General features: G+C 32.8%; 12 protein-coding genes. All 12 read right to left on the bottom strand.

Annotated elements, in window-relative coordinates; genetic code table 11:
- Positions 1 to 328: 328 nt before the first annotated feature.
- On the bottom strand, positions 329 to 2086 hold the full coding sequence (gene pyk / locus DMR38_RS01515) for a pyruvate kinase (RefSeq protein WP_127719675.1): 1758 nt from the start codon (positions 2084 to 2086) through the stop codon (positions 329 to 331).
- A gap of 41 nt (positions 2087 to 2127) precedes the next feature.
- Positions 2128 to 3084: a 6-phosphofructokinase gene (gene pfkA / locus DMR38_RS01510; RefSeq protein WP_127719674.1), complete on the bottom strand. Its 957-nt coding sequence runs from the start codon at positions 3082 to 3084 to the stop codon at positions 2128 to 2130.
- A 215-nt stretch (positions 3085 to 3299) separates the two neighbouring features.
- A complete protein-coding gene (locus DMR38_RS01505) occupies positions 3300 to 6776 on the bottom strand; it encodes a DNA polymerase III subunit alpha (protein ID WP_127719673.1) in 3477 nt (1158 codons plus the stop codon).
- A 159-nt stretch (positions 6777 to 6935) separates the two neighbouring features.
- On the bottom strand, positions 6936 to 8240 hold the full coding sequence (locus DMR38_RS01500) for a DRTGG domain-containing protein (RefSeq protein ID WP_127719672.1): 1305 nt from the start codon (positions 8238 to 8240) through the stop codon (positions 6936 to 6938).
- An 11-nt stretch (positions 8241 to 8251) separates the two neighbouring features.
- Positions 8252 to 9202: a DNA-binding protein WhiA gene (whiA, locus tag DMR38_RS01495; protein WP_127719671.1), complete on the bottom strand. Its 951-nt coding sequence runs from the start codon at positions 9200 to 9202 to the stop codon at positions 8252 to 8254.
- 13 nt (positions 9203 to 9215) lie between these two features.
- On the bottom strand, positions 9216 to 10544 hold the full coding sequence (locus DMR38_RS01490) for a gluconeogenesis factor YvcK family protein (RefSeq protein ID WP_127719670.1): 1329 nt from the start codon (positions 10542 to 10544) through the stop codon (positions 9216 to 9218).
- Positions 10541 to 11425, bottom strand: coding sequence for an RNase adapter RapZ (gene rapZ / locus DMR38_RS01485; protein WP_127719669.1), 885 nt, complete (start codon positions 11423 to 11425; stop codon positions 10541 to 10543). Before rapZ ends, DMR38_RS01490 begins: the two co-directional genes overlap by 4 nt.
- A 121-nt stretch (positions 11426 to 11546) precedes the next feature.
- Positions 11547 to 12461 (bottom strand): UDP-N-acetylmuramate dehydrogenase, encoded by a 915-nt coding sequence (gene murB / locus DMR38_RS01480; RefSeq protein ID WP_127719668.1) that lies wholly within the window; start codon positions 12459 to 12461, stop codon positions 11547 to 11549.
- 205 nt (positions 12462 to 12666) lie between these two features.
- Entirely contained in the window at positions 12667 to 14535 is a 1869-nt protein-coding gene (gene uvrC / locus DMR38_RS01475; RefSeq protein ID WP_127719667.1) for an excinuclease ABC subunit UvrC, read from the bottom strand.
- Positions 14536 to 14552: 17 nt separating this feature from the next.
- The gene (locus tag DMR38_RS01470; RefSeq protein WP_127719666.1) at positions 14553 to 15161 is read right to left on the bottom strand and encodes a metal-dependent hydrolase; all 609 of its coding nucleotides are present in this window, start codon (positions 15159 to 15161) and stop codon (positions 14553 to 14555) included.
- Between the two features lie 142 nt (positions 15162 to 15303).
- Complete coding sequence (locus tag DMR38_RS01465; RefSeq protein ID WP_127719665.1) at positions 15304 to 16731, bottom strand: penicillin-binding transpeptidase domain-containing protein; 1428 nt, start codon at positions 16729 to 16731, stop codon at positions 15304 to 15306.
- 4 nt (positions 16732 to 16735) lie between these two features.
- Complete coding sequence (locus tag DMR38_RS01460) at positions 16736 to 17938, bottom strand: FtsW/RodA/SpoVE family cell cycle protein (protein ID WP_127719664.1); 1203 nt, start codon at positions 17936 to 17938, stop codon at positions 16736 to 16738.
- Positions 17939 to 17972 lie beyond the last annotated feature (34 nt).

Genomic DNA, 17972 nt, shown 5'->3' with positions numbered 1-17972 from the left:
ATTCACCTACTTAAACAAAATCTAGAACTTTTAATTATTAATTCTTAACTTACGAAGCTTTGCTTCGCATCATTTTTAAACTGCAACAGTTAATTTCTTAACTCAACCACAGTCAATATATAGTCCAATTTCTCATTCAAAATTTCCATAAGTACAGTATACAATTAAAGAAGCACTTTGTACAAAAAAAAATTGCACCCGCAAAGGTGCAAAAAATAGAATCAGTTGTCTTACTTTCTCTGTTATATAATTTTAGCCACATATTGTTATATTATACATTAAAGTCATGTTAAATTTCAATAAATATTTTACATATTGAAAAACATAACTACATTATATTTACTCTGCCATTATATACTATTCCTCTTATGACGTCCATAGTAATAAATGTGCCTGTCTTTAATATTTCAGTAGCACCTCCTGCATTGCAAATAATAGGTATTTCTCTTGTAAGACATTCAATAGCAAGATGAGAAGTTAAGCCACCTTTTTCTGATATGATTCCTGCAACTCTATCCAAAATATTAATATATCCTTTATCCAAATCTTTAACTACTAGAATATCGTCCTTTTCAACTACTTCATCTGCTTCTTTCGGACTACTTACTATCTTTGCAGTTCCATAACCTGGTCTAGCCCCTGAGCCTCTTCCCTGAGCTAGTATATCTCCTACTATATGAACTTTAAGCATATTGGTAGTTCCAGAATAGCTTACAGGTATGCCTGCTGCTATGATTACCAGATCTCCTTTTTTTACATATCCACTTTTCAAAGCTATTTCAACAGAATTTTCTATCATTTCATCTGTAGACTCTACTTTTTTGGCGAGTATTGGAAATACACCCCAATTTAAAGCAAGTCCCCTGGCTACTTTACCACTTGGGGTTACAGCTATAACATGACATCCTGGTCTGTATTTTGAAACCATTCTAGCAGTATTACCGCTTTGAGTAGCTGTTATTATAGCAGAAGCTTTTAATTCTGAAGCCGTAGTACATGCAGCAAGGCTTATAGCATTTGGCACATTCTGTATATGTGCTTCTCTCTTTTTCTCAAGCAAAGAATCATAGTTAATTTGCTCCTCTGCTCTCTTAGCTATCCTTGCCATAGTTTTAGCAGCTTCCACAGGATATTTTCCATTAGCAGATTCTCCACTTAACATTATAGCATCTGTACCATCAAATATAGCATTAGCTATATCAGAAGCTTCTGCCCTTGTAGGTCTAGGATTTCTTATCATAGAATCAAGCATCTGCGTAGCAGTTATAACAGGTTTTCCTGCCTTATTACATTTTTCTATTATAAATTTCTGAATCATTGGAACTTTTTCTATAGGAATTTCTACTCCCATATCTCCCCTTGCTACCATTATTCCATCAGAAAATTTTATTATTTCATCTATGTTGTCAACGCCTTCTTGACTCTCTATTTTAGAAAATATCTGTATATCTTGTCCTCCATTTGCTTCAAGTACTTTTCTTATAGCCATAACATCAGCTGCTTTTCTTATAAAGGATGCAGCTACCATATCTACTTCCATATAACAACCGAATTTCAAATCATCTTTATCTTTTTCAGTTATGGCAGGGATAGATATAGAAACTCCAGGTACATTTACACCTTTATGATTGCCAACCATGCCACTGTTTTTAACTGTACAATTTATTTTATTTGCTTCAACACCTTCAACTTCAAGTCCAACTAAACCATCATCAATAAGTATGCTGTCGCCCTTTTTTACATCGTTGCTCAATTCACCATAAGTTATAGAGCATTTACTTTTATCTCCTATAACATCTTCTCCACAATAAACAGCGAAATGATCACCTTCTTTTAATGCTACCTTATCTTCTTTAAAATTACCTGTTCTTATTTCAGGTCCCTTTGTATCAAGCATTATTGCTATTGGCTTATTGTATTTTTCTCTAAGTTTTTTTACCATATTTATTCTTTCTTCATGCTCTTTGTGATCTCCATGAGAAAAGTTATGTCTTGATACATTCATTCCAGCTTCAATAAGCTCTGACAAAACTTCCTCCGAACCACTTGCAGGTCCAATAGTAAAAATCATCTTAGTTTTTTGCATAGTAACACACTCCTTAACACAAAATTGGTTTAAAATATTATTTACGCTAGCGCATAAGCTATCTCATACAGCTTTTCATCAAACCTTCTTGGCTGGCTTAATGCCTCATTTATATCCAAATCAATAACTTTACCATTTCTAGTTCCAACAACTCTAGAAGACTTTCCTTGCTCTAACAATTCAACAGCCCTATATCCAAATCTTGAAGCTAAAATTCTATCTGAACAAGTAGGACTTCCTCCTCTTTGAATATGTCCAAGTTTTGTAGCTCGAGTTTCTATACCAGTAATATTCTCAACCTTCTCAGCTAAAGCTTCAGCTCCACCAATACCTTCTGCAAGTAATATTAAATTGTGCATTTTTCCCTTCATCTTTGCTTCTAATATACCTCTACACAATTCTTGTTCATCATATCCTTTTTCAGGTAAAATTATATTTTCAGCTCCACCTGCAAGCCCAGAATAAAGAGCTATATCTCCACAATTTCTTCCCATAACCTCTACAATACTTACTCTTTCATGAGAAGTAGAGGTATCTCTTAACTTATTTATAGCATCTAAAACGGTATTTACTGCTGTATCAAATCCTATAGTAAAATCTGTATATGCCAAATCATTATCTATAGTTCCAGGTAATCCTATCGTAGCTATTCCTAATTTAGATAATTCATTAGCCCCCCTAAAGGATCCATCTCCACCTATTACTACTAATCCATCTATTCTAAATGTTTTTAATATATTTACTGCTCTTTTTCTTCCTTCTTCTGTTTTAAATTCCTTAGATCTAGCAGTTTTTAATATAGTTCCTCCCCTTTGTATAATGTCTGCAACACTACTTCTCTGCATGGGTACTATTTCGCCATTCATTAATCCACTATATCCTCTTTTAATTCCCATTACGTTTAAGTTTTTATCTAGAGCTGTCCTCACTACTGCCCTTATAGCAGCATTCATGCCAGGAGCATCTCCTCCACTTGTTAATACAGCTATTGTTTTCATATGCACACCCCCTATGACCGCAGGGACTATTTATGTCCCGCTTTAGTTAAAACCAACTTAATTTACTACAATTACAATCATAATTATAACATACAATTATGTACTTTTCACCACATTATGAACTTTATTCAAATAAAATTCTAATAGCCAAAATATTATAAGAATCTCTTTCTTATAATATTTTGGTTGTTTTATCACAAAAATATACTTCTTATCTATATAATTTTTACATTATTATCTCCAAAGTTTTTTCTTAAAAAAGACATAAGTTCCAAATCAGATTTTATCCATAATTCCCTGTCCAACCTAAACTTTTTTCTTTCTTTTTTTGTGCACAAATATACAGGAATATTTCCTTTAAAATTTACAAATACTGATCTAAGTGTCTCTAAAGCTTCTTTTAAAATATCTTGATCTTCAATCAAAATATAAAGTTTTTCCGTATCTATTCTCACCAGAGGCTCTATAACTTCACAAAGAAGCTTAGGCTGTTCATCTTCCCTAACACTTACTCTTCCTTTCACTATGATCATATAATCATCTTCAATTAGGCTCTTGAATCTCTGAAACACTTTGGGAAATACTATTATCTCCATAATTCCATAAAGATCTTCTAACTTTGCAAAAGCCATCATATCATTATTTTTAGTAATCTTTTTAGATACTTCGGAGAGTATCCCACCAACTATAACTCTATCTCCATCATTTACTTTAGCTTCCTCTACAAAATTATCTTCTAAAGTCTTCCTACCTACTATATCAGATATTTTAGTATTTGCCTGCAATTCTAATGTCCTTGCATATTCATCCAGCGGATGTCCTGAAAGGTATAATCCAGTCATTTCCTTTTCCATAGCTAGCATATCCATTTTCTTAAATTCTTCTATAGAAGGATACTTTATTCTTACACTGCTGTCTTCAATTTGAGAAAATAAGCTCACCTGTCCTTCTATATTCTTTTTTCTAGAATTTATAACGCTGTCAATTACTTTTTCATGTACTGCTATAAGTTGAGACCTCAGCACTCCAAAACAGTCAAAAGCACCTGCTTTAATTAAACTCTCCACTACCCTCTTGTTTATAGAATTTAAGTCTATACTATTACAGAAATCCACCAGGTCTTTAAACTTACCATGTTTTGACCTTGATCTAACTATACTATCTATTACATTTTCACCTACATTTTTTATAGCAGATAACCCAAATCTTATATTTCCATCTTCTACTGTAAACTTTGTACAGCTTTCATTAATACTTGGAGGCATTATTTCTATTCCAATACTTTTGGCAAACCTTATATAATAGGCTACTTTTTCACTATCTCCTTTTACACTATTTAGCATAGCTGCTGTAAACTCAGTAGGATAATAATACATTAAATACGCCGTTCTAAATGCCACTACAGCATAGGCTGCAGCATGTGATTTGTTAAATGCATAGGATGCAAAATCCATCATAGAATCAAATATGTCATTGGCTATTTTTTCAGATATACCATTGCGCACACAGCCTGGTACCTGTATTTCTCCTTTTTCATCTACAATTCCATATACAAAATTATGTCTCTCTTCCTCCATAACATGGTGCTTCTTTTTTGACATAGCACGTCTTACCAGATCACTTCGACCCATGGAATATCCTGCTAAATCCCTTACAATTTGCATTACCTGTTCCTGGTATACCATGCATCCATAAGTAACAGAAAGAATGTGTTCAAGCTGAGGGGTTACATATTCTATTCCCTCAGGGTTATTTTTGTTTTTAATATATTTGGGTATTTCTGACATAGGTCCTGGTCTATAAAGGCTTATCCCTGCTATTATATCCTCCAAAGAATCTGGTTTTAGTTCCTTCATAAAAGAACTAAAACCAGGCGATTCAAGTTGAAATACCCCTACAGTTTTTCCTTCACCTATCATATTGTAAACAGCTTTATCATCATAATCTATAGTATCTAAATCAATTTCTATACCCTTATCCTCTTTAATCATTTCAACAGCATCTCTTAAAACAGTCAACGTACGCAATCCTAAAAAGTCCATTTTGAGAAGTCCTAGCTCCTCCAGAGTGTTCATAGTAAATTGTGTAACTATATTATCTTCATTTTTTTGAAGTGGCACATAATTTACAAGAGGTTCTGAAGCTATAACAACTCCTGCCGCATGGGTAGATGTATGCCTTGGAAGTCCTTCAAGTGCTCTAGCAATATCTATAAGTTCTTTAGTTCTTGACTCACTGTCATAAGCTTCTTTAAACTCAGGATTCATATCAAGTGCTTTATCTATAGTTATATTGGGAATTGAAGGTATCATTTTGGCTATTCTATCTACTTCCCCATAACTGTAATTCATCGCTCTACCTACATCTCTTATACACATCTTAGCTGCCATAGTTCCAAAAGTTATAATTTGAGACACACTGTCTTTTCCATACTTTTCTACCACATAATCTATTACTTCTCCACGCCTTTCATAACAAAAATCACTGTCAATATCCGGCATAGAAACTCTTTCAGGATTTAGGAAACGTTCAAATATAAGCTTATATTTTATAGGATCTATTTTAGTTATTTCAAGTGTATAGGCAACTATAGAACCTGCTCCACTTCCTCGTCCAGGTCCTGTCATTATCCCATTTTTTCTCGCAAATCTTATAAAATCCCATACTATAAGAAAGTAGTCAACATAGCCCATTTTCTTTATTATGCCCAGCTCATATTCCAGCCTACTTTTCAATTCATCTGTTACATCATTATATCTTTTATAAAGTCCCTTATAGCATAAATCCTTCATGTACTCATAAGGATCTGTGTCTTCCGGTAGGGGAAATTTAGGAAGCTTTGATTTATGAAACTCATAGTCAAAATTACATTGATCTGCTATTTTAATCGTATTCTCTAGAGACTCTGGCACGTTGGAAAACATATCATACATCTCATCTGGCGACTTTAGATAAAATTCATCCGAAGGATATCTCATTCTATTTTCTTCATCTACAGTTTTACCAGTTTGTATACAAAGTAAAATATCATGAGCCCTGTAATCTTCCTTTTTTATATAATGCACATCATTTGTAGCAACCAAAGGTATGTTTAATTTTTTAGACATAGAAATCAACTGTTCATTTATCTTGAGCTGATCTGCTATTCCATGATATTGAACTTCTAAATAAAAACCATCTTTAAAAGTATTTTTATAAAACAAAGCTGTCTCTTCAGCTTTATCTATATTTCCTTTTAATATATTGGATTGAACTTCACCACTCATACAAGCACTTAGTGCTATTAGCCCTTCACTGTGATTTTTCAAATAATCATGGTCTACCCTTGGTTTATAGTAAAATCCTTTTATAGAAGCTGTGGATACTATTTTCATTAAATTTTGATATCCTTCTTCATTTTTCACCAAAAGCACCAGATGGTAATTTTCATTTTTGCCATTATTTTGCTTTATAGTCATATCTCCCTGAGATACATATATTTCACAGCCTATTATAGGCTTGATTCCCTGGGCCTTTGCTTCTTTATAAAATTCCACACACCCATACATAACACCATGGTCTGTTATTGCCATACTATCCATTCCAAGTTCTTTTGCCCTAGCTATAAGTTCTGGAATTTTAGCTGAAGAATCCAGGAGGGAATATTCCGTATGCTGGTGTAAACTCACCCATTTATGTTTTTCTTCACCCATTAAATCATCCCTCCTCCTTTAAACTAAATAACTCAACTTTCGCACATACGAAGCTTATTGAAGTTTTTCTTCAATAATGCTATATTTTAGATTTTCTAAAGTTTTAACGGAAGGAAATCATCCTTAATTGTGAATTGTGCATCGTGCATTGTGAATTAATTACCTTCTTATCATTTTTGCAGATAAAATGCTTTTTCCCACTATATCATTTTTATCATCAAACATATTAACTTCTACTCTGCAGTAATTTATACCCTTTCCTATTATATCTACATATATAGTGATTTCGTTATCAATTTGTACAGGTTTCATAAAATATGTAGCTATGCTATCTACAAGTATATTGGCATTATTTTTCTGCCTTAAGATTACAATTGCCATGGTAGATAAAAGCATATTCAAAGTACCCCAGGAGCCTGTTCCCATAGAGTCCAACATTTCAGGGGTTATTTTTCCTGTAAAACAGTTTCTTCCATCTTTAATTTGGAATTCAAATTTTTTCAATATAGCATCTTCAAGGGTTTCTGCTAATTGAGGCTGCCTTGCCATATATTGAAGTGCTTTTATTACATCTCTCCTAGTTATAACTCCAACTAATTTTTTCCCCTTTACTACAGGAAATAATTCTATACCGTCCCAGCCCATTATGTGAGCTGCATAGGCAACCGTAGTTTTAGGTGTCACCGTAATGGGTTCTTTAGACATAACTCTACTTATAAGCTCGTCATCAGAACCATGACTTGGTAAATCCTTTGGTGCAACAATTCCTACTAGTTTATTTTCATCATCTACTACAGGATATCTGTCATGTTTAAATTCTTTCATCATTTGCTTCCATTTAAGTACCGTATCTTTAACATTAAGATAAGACGGGTTAATTTGCATTATATCTTCTACAAGTACTATTTCTTTTTTTATTAAATTTTCTGAAATAGCTTTATTTATCATACTAGCTACAGTAAAAGTATCATAGCTAGTAGATATTATTGGAAGACACTTTTCGTTAGCCAGGTTCTTTATCTGATTGCTGCATCCAAAGCCACCAGTTATAAGTACTCCTGCATCGTTTAAAAGGGCAAGTCTTTGTGCTTCTTCTCTATTCCCTATTATGACTAAACAATCTTTTTTTATATACTGTTTCATGGCCTCTATGGTCATAGCTCCTATTATAAATCGATGCAGCACTTTATGTACTCCATTTTTTCCCCCAAGCAAACTTCCATCTACTATATTTATTACTTCACCATAAGTTAGAGACTCCATATTTTTCTTTTCAACTTTTTCAATTCGCACAGTTCCCACTCTTGGAATTGTAGTGACTATTCCAAGGCTATCTGAATCTTTTATAGCCCTATATGCCGTTCCATCACTAACCCCTAACTCACTTGCTATACTTCTCACTGAAATTTTAGTACCAGTTTCTAGTGAAAGTATGTACTTGATTATATCCTCATGTTTTGACATATAATCTGTGCCTACCTTTCTTTTCTCAGTTCATCTGCTATTTTCTCAATTCTCCTAAGTCTGTGATTTACTCCAGATTTACCTACTTTAGGGTTCAACATTTCACCTAATTCCTTCAAAGATTCATCCGGATAATTTAACCTAAGTTCTGCAATATCCCTTAAATTTTCAGGCAGCCTACTTAACCCTATTTCTTTTTGTATAAGCTTTATACTCTCCATTTGTCTTACTGCTGCATTAACAGTTTTACTCAAATTTGCAGTCTCACAATTCACCAGCCTATTTACGTTATTCCTCATCTCCTTCATTATCCTTATGTTCTCTAATTCCAAAAGAGAAGAGTGTGCTCCTATTATATTTAAAAGATCCACTATCTGCTCTCCCTCTTTAATATACACTATAAAACTGCTCTTTCTCTGTATTACTTTAGAACTTAATCCATATCCATTTATAAGTTTACTCAAATCCAAGGCATAATCATTGTCATGAGTTACAAATTCAAGGTGATATGTCTTTTCTGGATTACTTATGCTCCCACCACCTAAAAAAGCTCCCCTTATATATGCCTTTTTTAGTTTTTCATTTTCACTAATACTTTTTGGTATACTATAATCCAGTGAAAAAACATCTTCTTCTTCCTTTAAAAGTCCTACTTTTTTAAGTATGGATCTTACATCTGTATCTTCCGTTATCATTATTACGTACACATTATTTTTTTTTAAAGAATTACTCCTTTTAACCAGTATTCTAGTATGTATATGAAAAATATCCTTCAATATCTTAAATATGAATCTGGCAATTGCAGCATTTTCAGTAATTATCTTAAAGCTAAACTGCCTATTCCCTCCAAGCATCAAAGTTCCACTAACCTTCATTATGGCAGACAATTCTGCTATAGCTTCTTCCTCATCTATATCCGAATACCTACAAACTTCATTTTTTACCTTTAATGAAAATGACATATATATCTCCCACTTATCTCCTATTTTCCTTTAATCTTTCTGATAGATAGAAATATTCTATTATCTTCTTTCTATCAAATAGCAGCTTTTTATCCATAATAGTTTCTATAAGTATGGAAGCTAATTTTTCAGAATTATGCCTTATAAGTCCATTCTTAATACTTATAAAATCTCCTTCAATTACTTTTACTCCCATAGAATCTACTAAATCCTCATTTATTTTAACTAAATGAGATTCTTCTTCTTTATATTTCCCTTCTAACTCCGTATTTATTTTACCTACATTTATAATTACATAATCTATTATAGGGGCACCGACATGGTTAAATATAGCCCTAATATGGTCTTCTACAGAAAATCCATCTGTCTCTCCCGGTTGAGTCATTATATTTGAAACATAAAGTTTTACAGCATTTGTATTTTGCAGTGCATTAGCTATATCACCAACTAAAAGATTTGGTATTACACTAGTATATAAGCTGCCTGGTCCAAGTATTACTGCATCGGCTTCTTTTATAGCCTCTACAGCTTCTTTTAATGCCCTAGCATCTCTAGGTTCTATAAAAACTTTATCTATTGGACTATTTCTTTCCAATGCTTTTTGAGGAATATTTGATTCTCCCTCTACAATAGATCCATCTTTTAATCTGGCCTTTAAAGTTAAATTGTCAAGGGTAACAGGCATTACCTTACCTGTTACCGCAAGTACAGAACTCATCTTATGGACAGCTTCTTCAAAATTCCCAGATATTCCATCCATAGCTGCCAAAAATAAATTTCCAAAGCTCTGATTTTTCAATCTTCCATCCTTAAACCTATACTGGAGTAAATCTTCCATAAGTGGCTCAGTATCAGCAAGTGCCATTATACAGTTTCTTATATCTCCTGGTGGGAGCATTCCAAGATCTTCCCTTAAATCTCCAGAACCTCCTCCATCATCTGCTACAGTTACTATAGCAGTTATATTAGACGTATAGTATTTAAGTCCTCTTAGCATAGTGGAAAGGCCAGTTCCTCCTCCAATAGCAACGATTTTAGGACCTTTTACCAAAAGACGTTTTTCATATATTAAATTTTCCAACTTTCTGGAATCTAGAGACACACTTAAATATCCTTTATTTATAAGTGCTATTATAGACCTCATACCTTGAGTTATGGAAATATACACTACAAATATCCCGGATATGATTAAAAATACATAAAATGATATATAATAAAGGCTGTAAAATCTTCTGTTTACAAATTCTATTACTCCAAATATTATAAAGAGTACTCCCATGGCCCCAAGCATAACCCACCTTTTAACTTTTATGCCAGGTCTAAGCCAATCTACAATCTTCATAATTTTTTACCACCTTTATTAACATCTTCTTCTATATCTCTATGATCAATATTAACCTTATGTCCATTATTTTTTAGTCTACTATAAATGGCATTTGCAATAAATACAGAGCGATGCCTTCCCCCGGTACATCCTATGGAGATAATCAGCTGTCTCTTCCCTTCTTTTATATAATTTGGGATCAAAAATTCTAACATGTTCTCCAGTTTATTTATAAATTCATTTGTTTCCTTAAAACTCATTATATATTTCATTACAGAGGTATCCTTGCCTGAATATTCTTTTAGCTCAGGTATATAGAAAGGATTTGGTAAAAATCTCACATCAAATACTAGATCTGAATCAACAGGTATGCCATATTTAAATCCAAAAGAGAGTACGGTAATCATAAGCTCTGTTTCCATCTGTCCTTCTTCTGAATATATCTTAGTTATCTCTTCTCTAAGTTCCCTTGTTACTAAGTTAGATGTATCTATTATATTGTCTGCCCTGTCTTTCAATTCTCTAAGTTTGTTTCTTTCCATAATTATACCATTTAGAATTCTTCCGTCAGGTGCTAGGGGATGTTTTCTCCTGGATTCTTTGAATCTTTTAATAAGTACTTCCTCTGAAGCATCTAAAAACAATATTTCATATTTATAACCCTGTTTCTTTAGATAATTCAAGCTTTCAAATATATCATTAAAAAATTGACCTCCCCTTATATCTATTACCAGGGCTATTTTATCTATTTTACCATCAGTTTTGTAGCATGCTTCCGCAAATTTCGGTATTAGTGTAGGAGGAAGATTATCTACACAAAAGTACCCTAAATCTTCTAAACTTCTTATAGCCTGAGTTTTTCCCGCTCCAGATAATCCTGTCACTATAACAAATCTCATAGTCACATCCCTCCATTTAAAAATATTTTTACTTTTTCTAATTATATCACAACAAACTACAACAATAAATATAACCTAAAAAGGGGAATCAGTGCAATACACAGCACCAATTCTCCACTCTCTACTCTTCCCCTATAACCCTAACTTCAGTATACAAATCTACATTAAATTTTTCCTTAACTTTATGCTGCACAATAGCTATTAAATCTAAAATATCCTTTGCTGTTGCACTTCCTCTATTTATTATAAATCCCGAATGTTTTTCAGATACTTGGGCGTCACCTACACTCTTTCCCTTTAATCCACTGTCTTCTATAAGTTTTGCAGCAAAATAACCATCTGGCCTTTTAAAGGTACTTCCTGCAGATGGATATTCTAGTGGTTGTTTTTCATTCCTCCTTCTATTTAAATCTTCTACACGGTTTTTTATCTTCTCATAATCCCCGTGCTCCAAATTAAAGGTTACTTCTAGGACAGTATATTTATATTTTAAAATGGAACTGCTTCTATATTCCAACTCTAATTGTTTTCTATCTAATATTTTGATTTTTCCTTCATTATCTATAACTTTTGCACTTTCTACAATATGCGAAATTTCACCATTATAGGCACCTGCATTCATTGTAACTGCCCCACCTACACTTCCAGGTATACCACAGGCAAATTCAAAACCTGATAATTTGTTATTAAGGGCAGTAGTTGAAATATCCTTTAGCGATACGCCGCTTCCTGTAATAATCTTATTGTCCTCAACTTTAACTTCATTTAGTTTTATAAGTTTAATCATTATGCCTCTTATTCCGCCATCTTTAACAAGTAAATTAGAACCATTTCCCATTATATAATAAGGTATATTATGTTCTTTACATAACGTTATAACATCTACTACTTCCTGAAATTTTTTAGGAGTAACTAATATATCTACAGGACCTCCTACTCTAAAAGAAGTATGTTCCTTCATAGGTTCGTCTATTTTTATGTCTTCTTTATCCAATATTTTCTCTAAATTTGTAGCAAACTCTTTAAACTTATTCATTATAAATATTCTCCTTGAAAATTAAAATTAAGCGTTACTCTATGTAATTATAATATACAATGCAATTACAAATTGTATCATATTTTCTTTTATCTATCAAACTAAATTTTTTTCCAAAATAAAGTTAAAAAATATAGGATTTATAAACAGAATTCTTTGCATCAGATGGAGTTTTGGCTTCATCTGATGCAAAGAAATCCTATATTCAATTTTCATTCTTTTTAAAATATGAAATTATGCTTTCCGCCGTACGTCTATCTATTGAAGGCGTATCCATAAGTTCATTCATTGCAGCTTTTTTTATATTCTCTATACTTTCAAATTTTTTTAACAATTCTTTTCTTCTCTTGTTACCTACATTAGGTATGTCTTCTAATACAGAATGAAGTACTCTTTTGTTTCTCAAGCTCCTATGATAGGTTATTGCAAACCTATGAACTTCATCTTGTATTCTAGCAATGAGTTTAATTACATTGGAATGCGGAGATATCAAAACTTCCTCATTTTTATATATAAGTCCCCTAGTCCTATGTCTATCATCTTTTACCATTCCACACACAGGTATGCCTATATTAAATTTTCTTAACACCTCCAAGGCCGCATTTACCTGACCCTTTCCACCATCCATAAGAATTAAATCTGGAAAGGCACAAAACTTTCCTGCACTAAACTTCAAATTTTTTTTCTTTATTCTTTCTATCTCATCAAAGCCATGTTTAAATCTTCTAGTCAGTATTTCCCTCATACTATCGTAGTCATTGGCTCCTTTTACAGAATTTATTTTGAATCTTCTATAATCACTATTTTTAGCTCTTCCATCTTCAAACACTACCATGGTACCTACTGAGTCCACACCCTGAATATTAGATATGTCATATGCTTCTATTCTGTGGGGTATATCTTCCATATCTAATACTTCTGTAAGTTCTTCAAGAGAAGTATTGTACATCTTTTTATCTTGAATTAATTTCAATTTAAAATTTTTTAAAGTTGTCCTGGCATTTTCCTCCACCATATTTAAAGTAGCCCTTTTTTCTCCTTTTTGAGGTATTTTAATATATACCCGGGCATCTTTTTTCATACTAAGCCAATTCTGGAGGAGTTCAATTTCGTCAGCTTCAGGCACATATATTGTTTTTGCTATATATGCAGTTCCCCCATAAAATTCCTCTATAAAATTTGATACTATTTCACTCTTAGGCAAATCCTGTGTATTTTCTAAGATAAAATGCTCTCTTCCTATTATCTTTCCGGATCTGGAAAAAAATACTTGAACACAGCTGTCCACATTATCTGAGTACATATTTATAAAATCTTCATCTTCAAATCCTCCAGTGGTTATCTTCTGTTTTTCAATTATCTTTTGCACTGCTAGAATTTTATCTCTCAACTCTGCAGCTTTTTCAAATTCGAGTTTTTCTGAGGCAATTTCCATATCTTCTTTAAGTTTTTTACTTATGTCTCTATTTTTTCCCGATAAGAAATCCATAACTCCACTTACGATTTTTCCGTATTCCTCTTTAGTAATATATCCAGTGCAAGGAGCCTTACACAATCCTATATAGTAGTTTAAACAAGGCCTTCCCTTCACTTCTCCTTCTTTTATTGACAGTCTGCAAGTTCTAATTGGAAATATCTTTTTTATAATTTCCATAGTTTCATATACAGCAGAAGGACTGATATAAGGTCCAAAATATTTGCATCCATCTTTTACCATATTTCTAGCGGATATTATTCTCGGGAAATCCTCATTTACTGTTATTTTTATAAGAGGATACCCTTTGTCATCCTTTAAAAGAATATTATACCTAGGTCTATATTTTTTAATTAAATTACATTCTAAAATAAGAGCTTCCATTTCTGAATCTGTAACTATATATTCAAACTCAGCAATATGCTTCACCATAGCCTTTACCTTTTCAGAATGATTCTTAGAATTTTGAAAGTACTGCCTAACTCTATTCTTTAAAATTTTTGCCTTTCCAACATATATTACCTCACCTAAAGAGTTTTTCATTAAATATACTCCCGGTTTATCCGGTAATACCTTTAACTGATATTCAAAATCAAACACTACATCCACTCCTAAAACTACTTACAAAATATGATTGGAAGCTTGTATATTGTAAATAAAAGCCCAAATATCATTAAAAAGTCCTCTATTACAGAACCAATTTTAGAATTAGTATTATAAGTTAACGGCAGCTTAAATTTTTTATTCTTAAAAGGGTAAAAAAGGGGTACCCCTCTATTGGTAACCATGTCACAAAGGAGATGCATTCCATATCCTATCATAAAATAGTACACCAAATAATGTACATTATACATGTTTCCTAAATATCCTATAATAAAAGAAAACAATATCATCCCCATCAAGCTGTGAGTCAATCCATTTCTATGAGAAGATACAGCTATTATTATAAACGATATACCAATAGCTTTAATAATAGGTGCATTAGTATAAAGATAATCGTACCAAAGTAGTCCTATCCCTAAAGAGCTATACACCATAATCTTACTTGTCTTATTTCTAAATGGAAGTATATATTTGTTTATTATACTTTTAGGGTGATCCACATCTGGGAGTATTGATGAAAATGCCACTACTAAAAGCCCCATATAATTAAATTTCCCCGGAAGTACATTGTAAACGGACAAAAAAGTAACTATTCCCATTTCTGCATGAGTTTTCCCCTTCATATTTTCTCCTTTTTATCCTGTCATAATGTTAGATATTTTTGCATATAATTCGATAATCCGCTTATTGCCTATATTATAACATTAAATTTACAACAAATTTACTTTTTACAACAAAATTTCCCGGGGAATTTTAAAATTTCAATTATTTTCTTAATGCTGTTCTTATAACTTGCGAAGCTATAGAAGCAGCTAACTTTCCTCCCTGTCCTCCATTTTCTACAATTACCGCCACAGCTATCTGTGGATCATCATAAGGTGCAAAACCTATAAACCAGGAATGAGGTGGTGAACCAGGTCCTTCTGTCTGATTATCTGCTGTCCCCGTTTTTCCTGCTACTTCTACACCTTCCACAGAAGCATTAGTTCCTGTTCCCGATTCTACAACAGATTTCATAAGATCTTTCATAGTATTTGCTGTATTTGAAGAAATTATTTGGCCTACTTGTTCTGCCTGTATGTTCTTTACTTCTTCACCTTTACTTGTAAGCACATCGCTTACCAAATGAGGTTTCATGAAGACACCACCATTGGCTATAGTGCTTGTAACTACTGCCATTTGAAGTGGACTTGCCAAATCACTGCTCTGCCCTATGGCACTCTGAGCTATACTTCCCTTTTCATAGGATTTTAACACTGGAAATTTGCTAGGTTCTACAGGTATTCCATCTGTAGGTATTTCCTTGTTAAAGAAAAACTTTTCAGCAGTTTGTTTTAACCTGTCATTTCCAAGCTCAATTCCAAGTGATCCAAAATAAACATTGCTAGAATGAGTATACGCTTGTTTAAAATTAATGCTTCCAAGAACCTCTCCTTCAAAATTGTGCAGAGAATATCCTCCACCTAAAGGAAGTTCACCATTATCCTGAAAATATCTATTTTGAATTCCTGATATATTTTCCAATGCACTTACAGCAGTTACCGTTTTAAAAGTAGATCCAGGTGGATAAAGTCCTGCTGTAGCTCTATTTAAAAGAGGTTTAGTTTTATCCTGATTTAACTGCTGCCACGTATTTGCAAGGTCATTAGGATCAAAAGAAGGTCTTGACACAAGTGCTATTACTTCACCAGTCTTTGGGTTTAATGCCACAACTGCCCCTTTATTTCCATCAAGCAGGTCATAAGCCATTTTTTGAGTTTCCAAATCCAAAGTTGTTTTTAAACTATTTCCAACTTTCTTTTGAGATTTTCCCTTATTCTGGATAAGGCTCTTTATACTATCCTGAATATTACTGGACATTAACTGTTCATCATATTTCTTCTCAAGTCCTGTAATTCCATATTTTTGATCCACATATCCAAGTACATGGGCAAACATTGCCCCCCCTGTGTATTCCCTTTTCTGAGTTTCAGAATTTATAGGATCGCTCTTAGTAAGTGCATTACCATTTCTATCATATATGGTTCCTCTAAGCACCTCATTTCTCTTTATCCATAATCTTCTGTTATAAGGACTATTCTCTATCTTAGGTCCCACTACCATTTCAAAATAAGTCATATAAGAAATAAGTGCTATAAAGCATATTAAGAAGACCATCATCACTTTTTTTATATTGTTCACTATGTTATTCATAATGCTACCTACCCTCTTCTGATATCTTCTGAATTATACCCAGTGAAAAAAATGTTATTAGCATAGAACTTCCTCCCCTGCTTACAAGAGGTAACGTTATACCTGTAAGTGGAATAGCATTCATAACACCACCAACTATAACTAAAACCTGAGATGCAATCATTGCACTATAGCCTACTGCCAAAAGTCTTGAGAATTTATCATTTCCATAGACAGCAGCTCTCATACATCTATAAAACAATAAAAAGTACAGTATTATTATGGCAAATCCTATAAGTATTCCAAGTTCTTCACACAACACCGCAAATATAAAATCTGTAGTATTAATAGGCACATATTCCGGATGTCCTAGTCCAAGTCCCGTTCCAGTAAGTCCTCCAGATGCTATAGAAAACATAGATTGGACAATTTGATAACTCTGATTATTTGCATAAGGCCAAGGATTTTTCCATATCATAACTCTAGTTCTAACATGATTAAACAACCTATAGCTTACTACTGACCCTGCTGCTGAAAGCAAAAAACATATAGCTACATACCTAAATTTAGAAGTAGCTATATACAGCATAGTTACAGATATTCCAAAAAATATGAGAGCAGATCCAAGGTCCCTTTGAATTACCATAAACACTAAGGATAGCATTACTACTGCACAAGGTATTATTAAATTTTTAAAATTTTTGTAATCCTTTAATTCTGCCGCTAAATAGGCTACCAAAAATAGTTTTCCAAATTCCGATGGCTGAAACTGAATTCCACCTAGGCTAACCCAGTTTTTTGAACCATTAATTTCAATACCTGAAAAAGTACCCATTGCCATAAATATTAATGTAACTACTAAATATATATATTTATACTTGCTGAATCCACTAGTATCTGGCATTAACACAACAATGAGTATGAAGCCAGTAACTCCAATTGCGAACCAAATTATTTGTTTAATAGATGCTGCAGTATCTATTCTATATATCATCACCATACCTATAACTGACAATATACTAGAAAAAATGAATATATATTTATCTCCGTCGGAGAAAAATTTTCTTATTACAAAGTAAGAATATCCTATAAGAAGACAAGTTACCAGTGCCATTATCATAGCACCTTTGTCAAAAGGTTGCTTTATAATTGCCAAATTGAGGAAGCATACAAAACATAACAAATATGTATATCTTAATAACTTTTTTTCATCTCTAGTAGTATCCAATATTCCACCACCCACTTATTCATGATAGTTTTTA

Source organism: Clostridium sp. AWRP (genome assembly GCF_004006395.2).
Taxonomy (GTDB): domain Bacteria; phylum Bacillota; class Clostridia; order Clostridiales; family Clostridiaceae; genus Clostridium_B.
Note: the sequence above shows the minus strand (reverse complement) of the source record. Positions and strands in the feature narration are given on the sequence as shown.

Excerpts from the sequence above, each read along its gene's own strand:
- pyk (WP_127719675.1), bottom strand. The coding sequence starts at position 2,086 with ATGCAAAAAACTAAGATGATTTTTACTATTGGACCTGCAAGTGGTTCG.
- pfkA (WP_127719674.1), bottom strand. The coding sequence starts at position 3,084 with ATGAAAACAATAGCTGTATTAACAAGTGGAGGAGATGCTCCTGGCATG.
- DMR38_RS01505 (WP_127719673.1), bottom strand. The coding sequence starts at position 6,776 with ATGGGTGAAGAAAAACATAAATGGGTGAGTTTACACCAGCATACGGAA.
- DMR38_RS01500 (WP_127719672.1), bottom strand. The coding sequence starts at position 8,240 with ATGTCAAAACATGAGGATATAATCAAGTACATACTTTCACTAGAAACT.
- whiA (WP_127719671.1), bottom strand. The coding sequence starts at position 9,202 with ATGTCATTTTCATTAAAGGTAAAAAATGAAGTTTGTAGGTATTCGGAT.
- DMR38_RS01490 (WP_127719670.1), bottom strand. The coding sequence starts at position 10,544 with ATGAAGATTGTAGATTGGCTTAGACCTGGCATAAAAGTTAAAAGGTGG.
- rapZ (WP_127719669.1), bottom strand. The coding sequence starts at position 11,425 with ATGAGATTTGTTATAGTGACAGGATTATCTGGAGCGGGAAAAACTCAG.
- murB (WP_127719668.1), bottom strand. The coding sequence starts at position 12,461 with ATGAATAAGTTTAAAGAGTTTGCTACAAATTTAGAGAAAATATTGGAT.
- DMR38_RS01470 (WP_127719666.1), bottom strand. The coding sequence starts at position 15,161 with ATGAAGGGGAAAACTCATGCAGAAATGGGAATAGTTACTTTTTTGTCC.
- DMR38_RS01465 (WP_127719665.1), bottom strand. The coding sequence starts at position 16,731 with ATGAATAACATAGTGAACAATATAAAAAAAGTGATGATGGTCTTCTTA.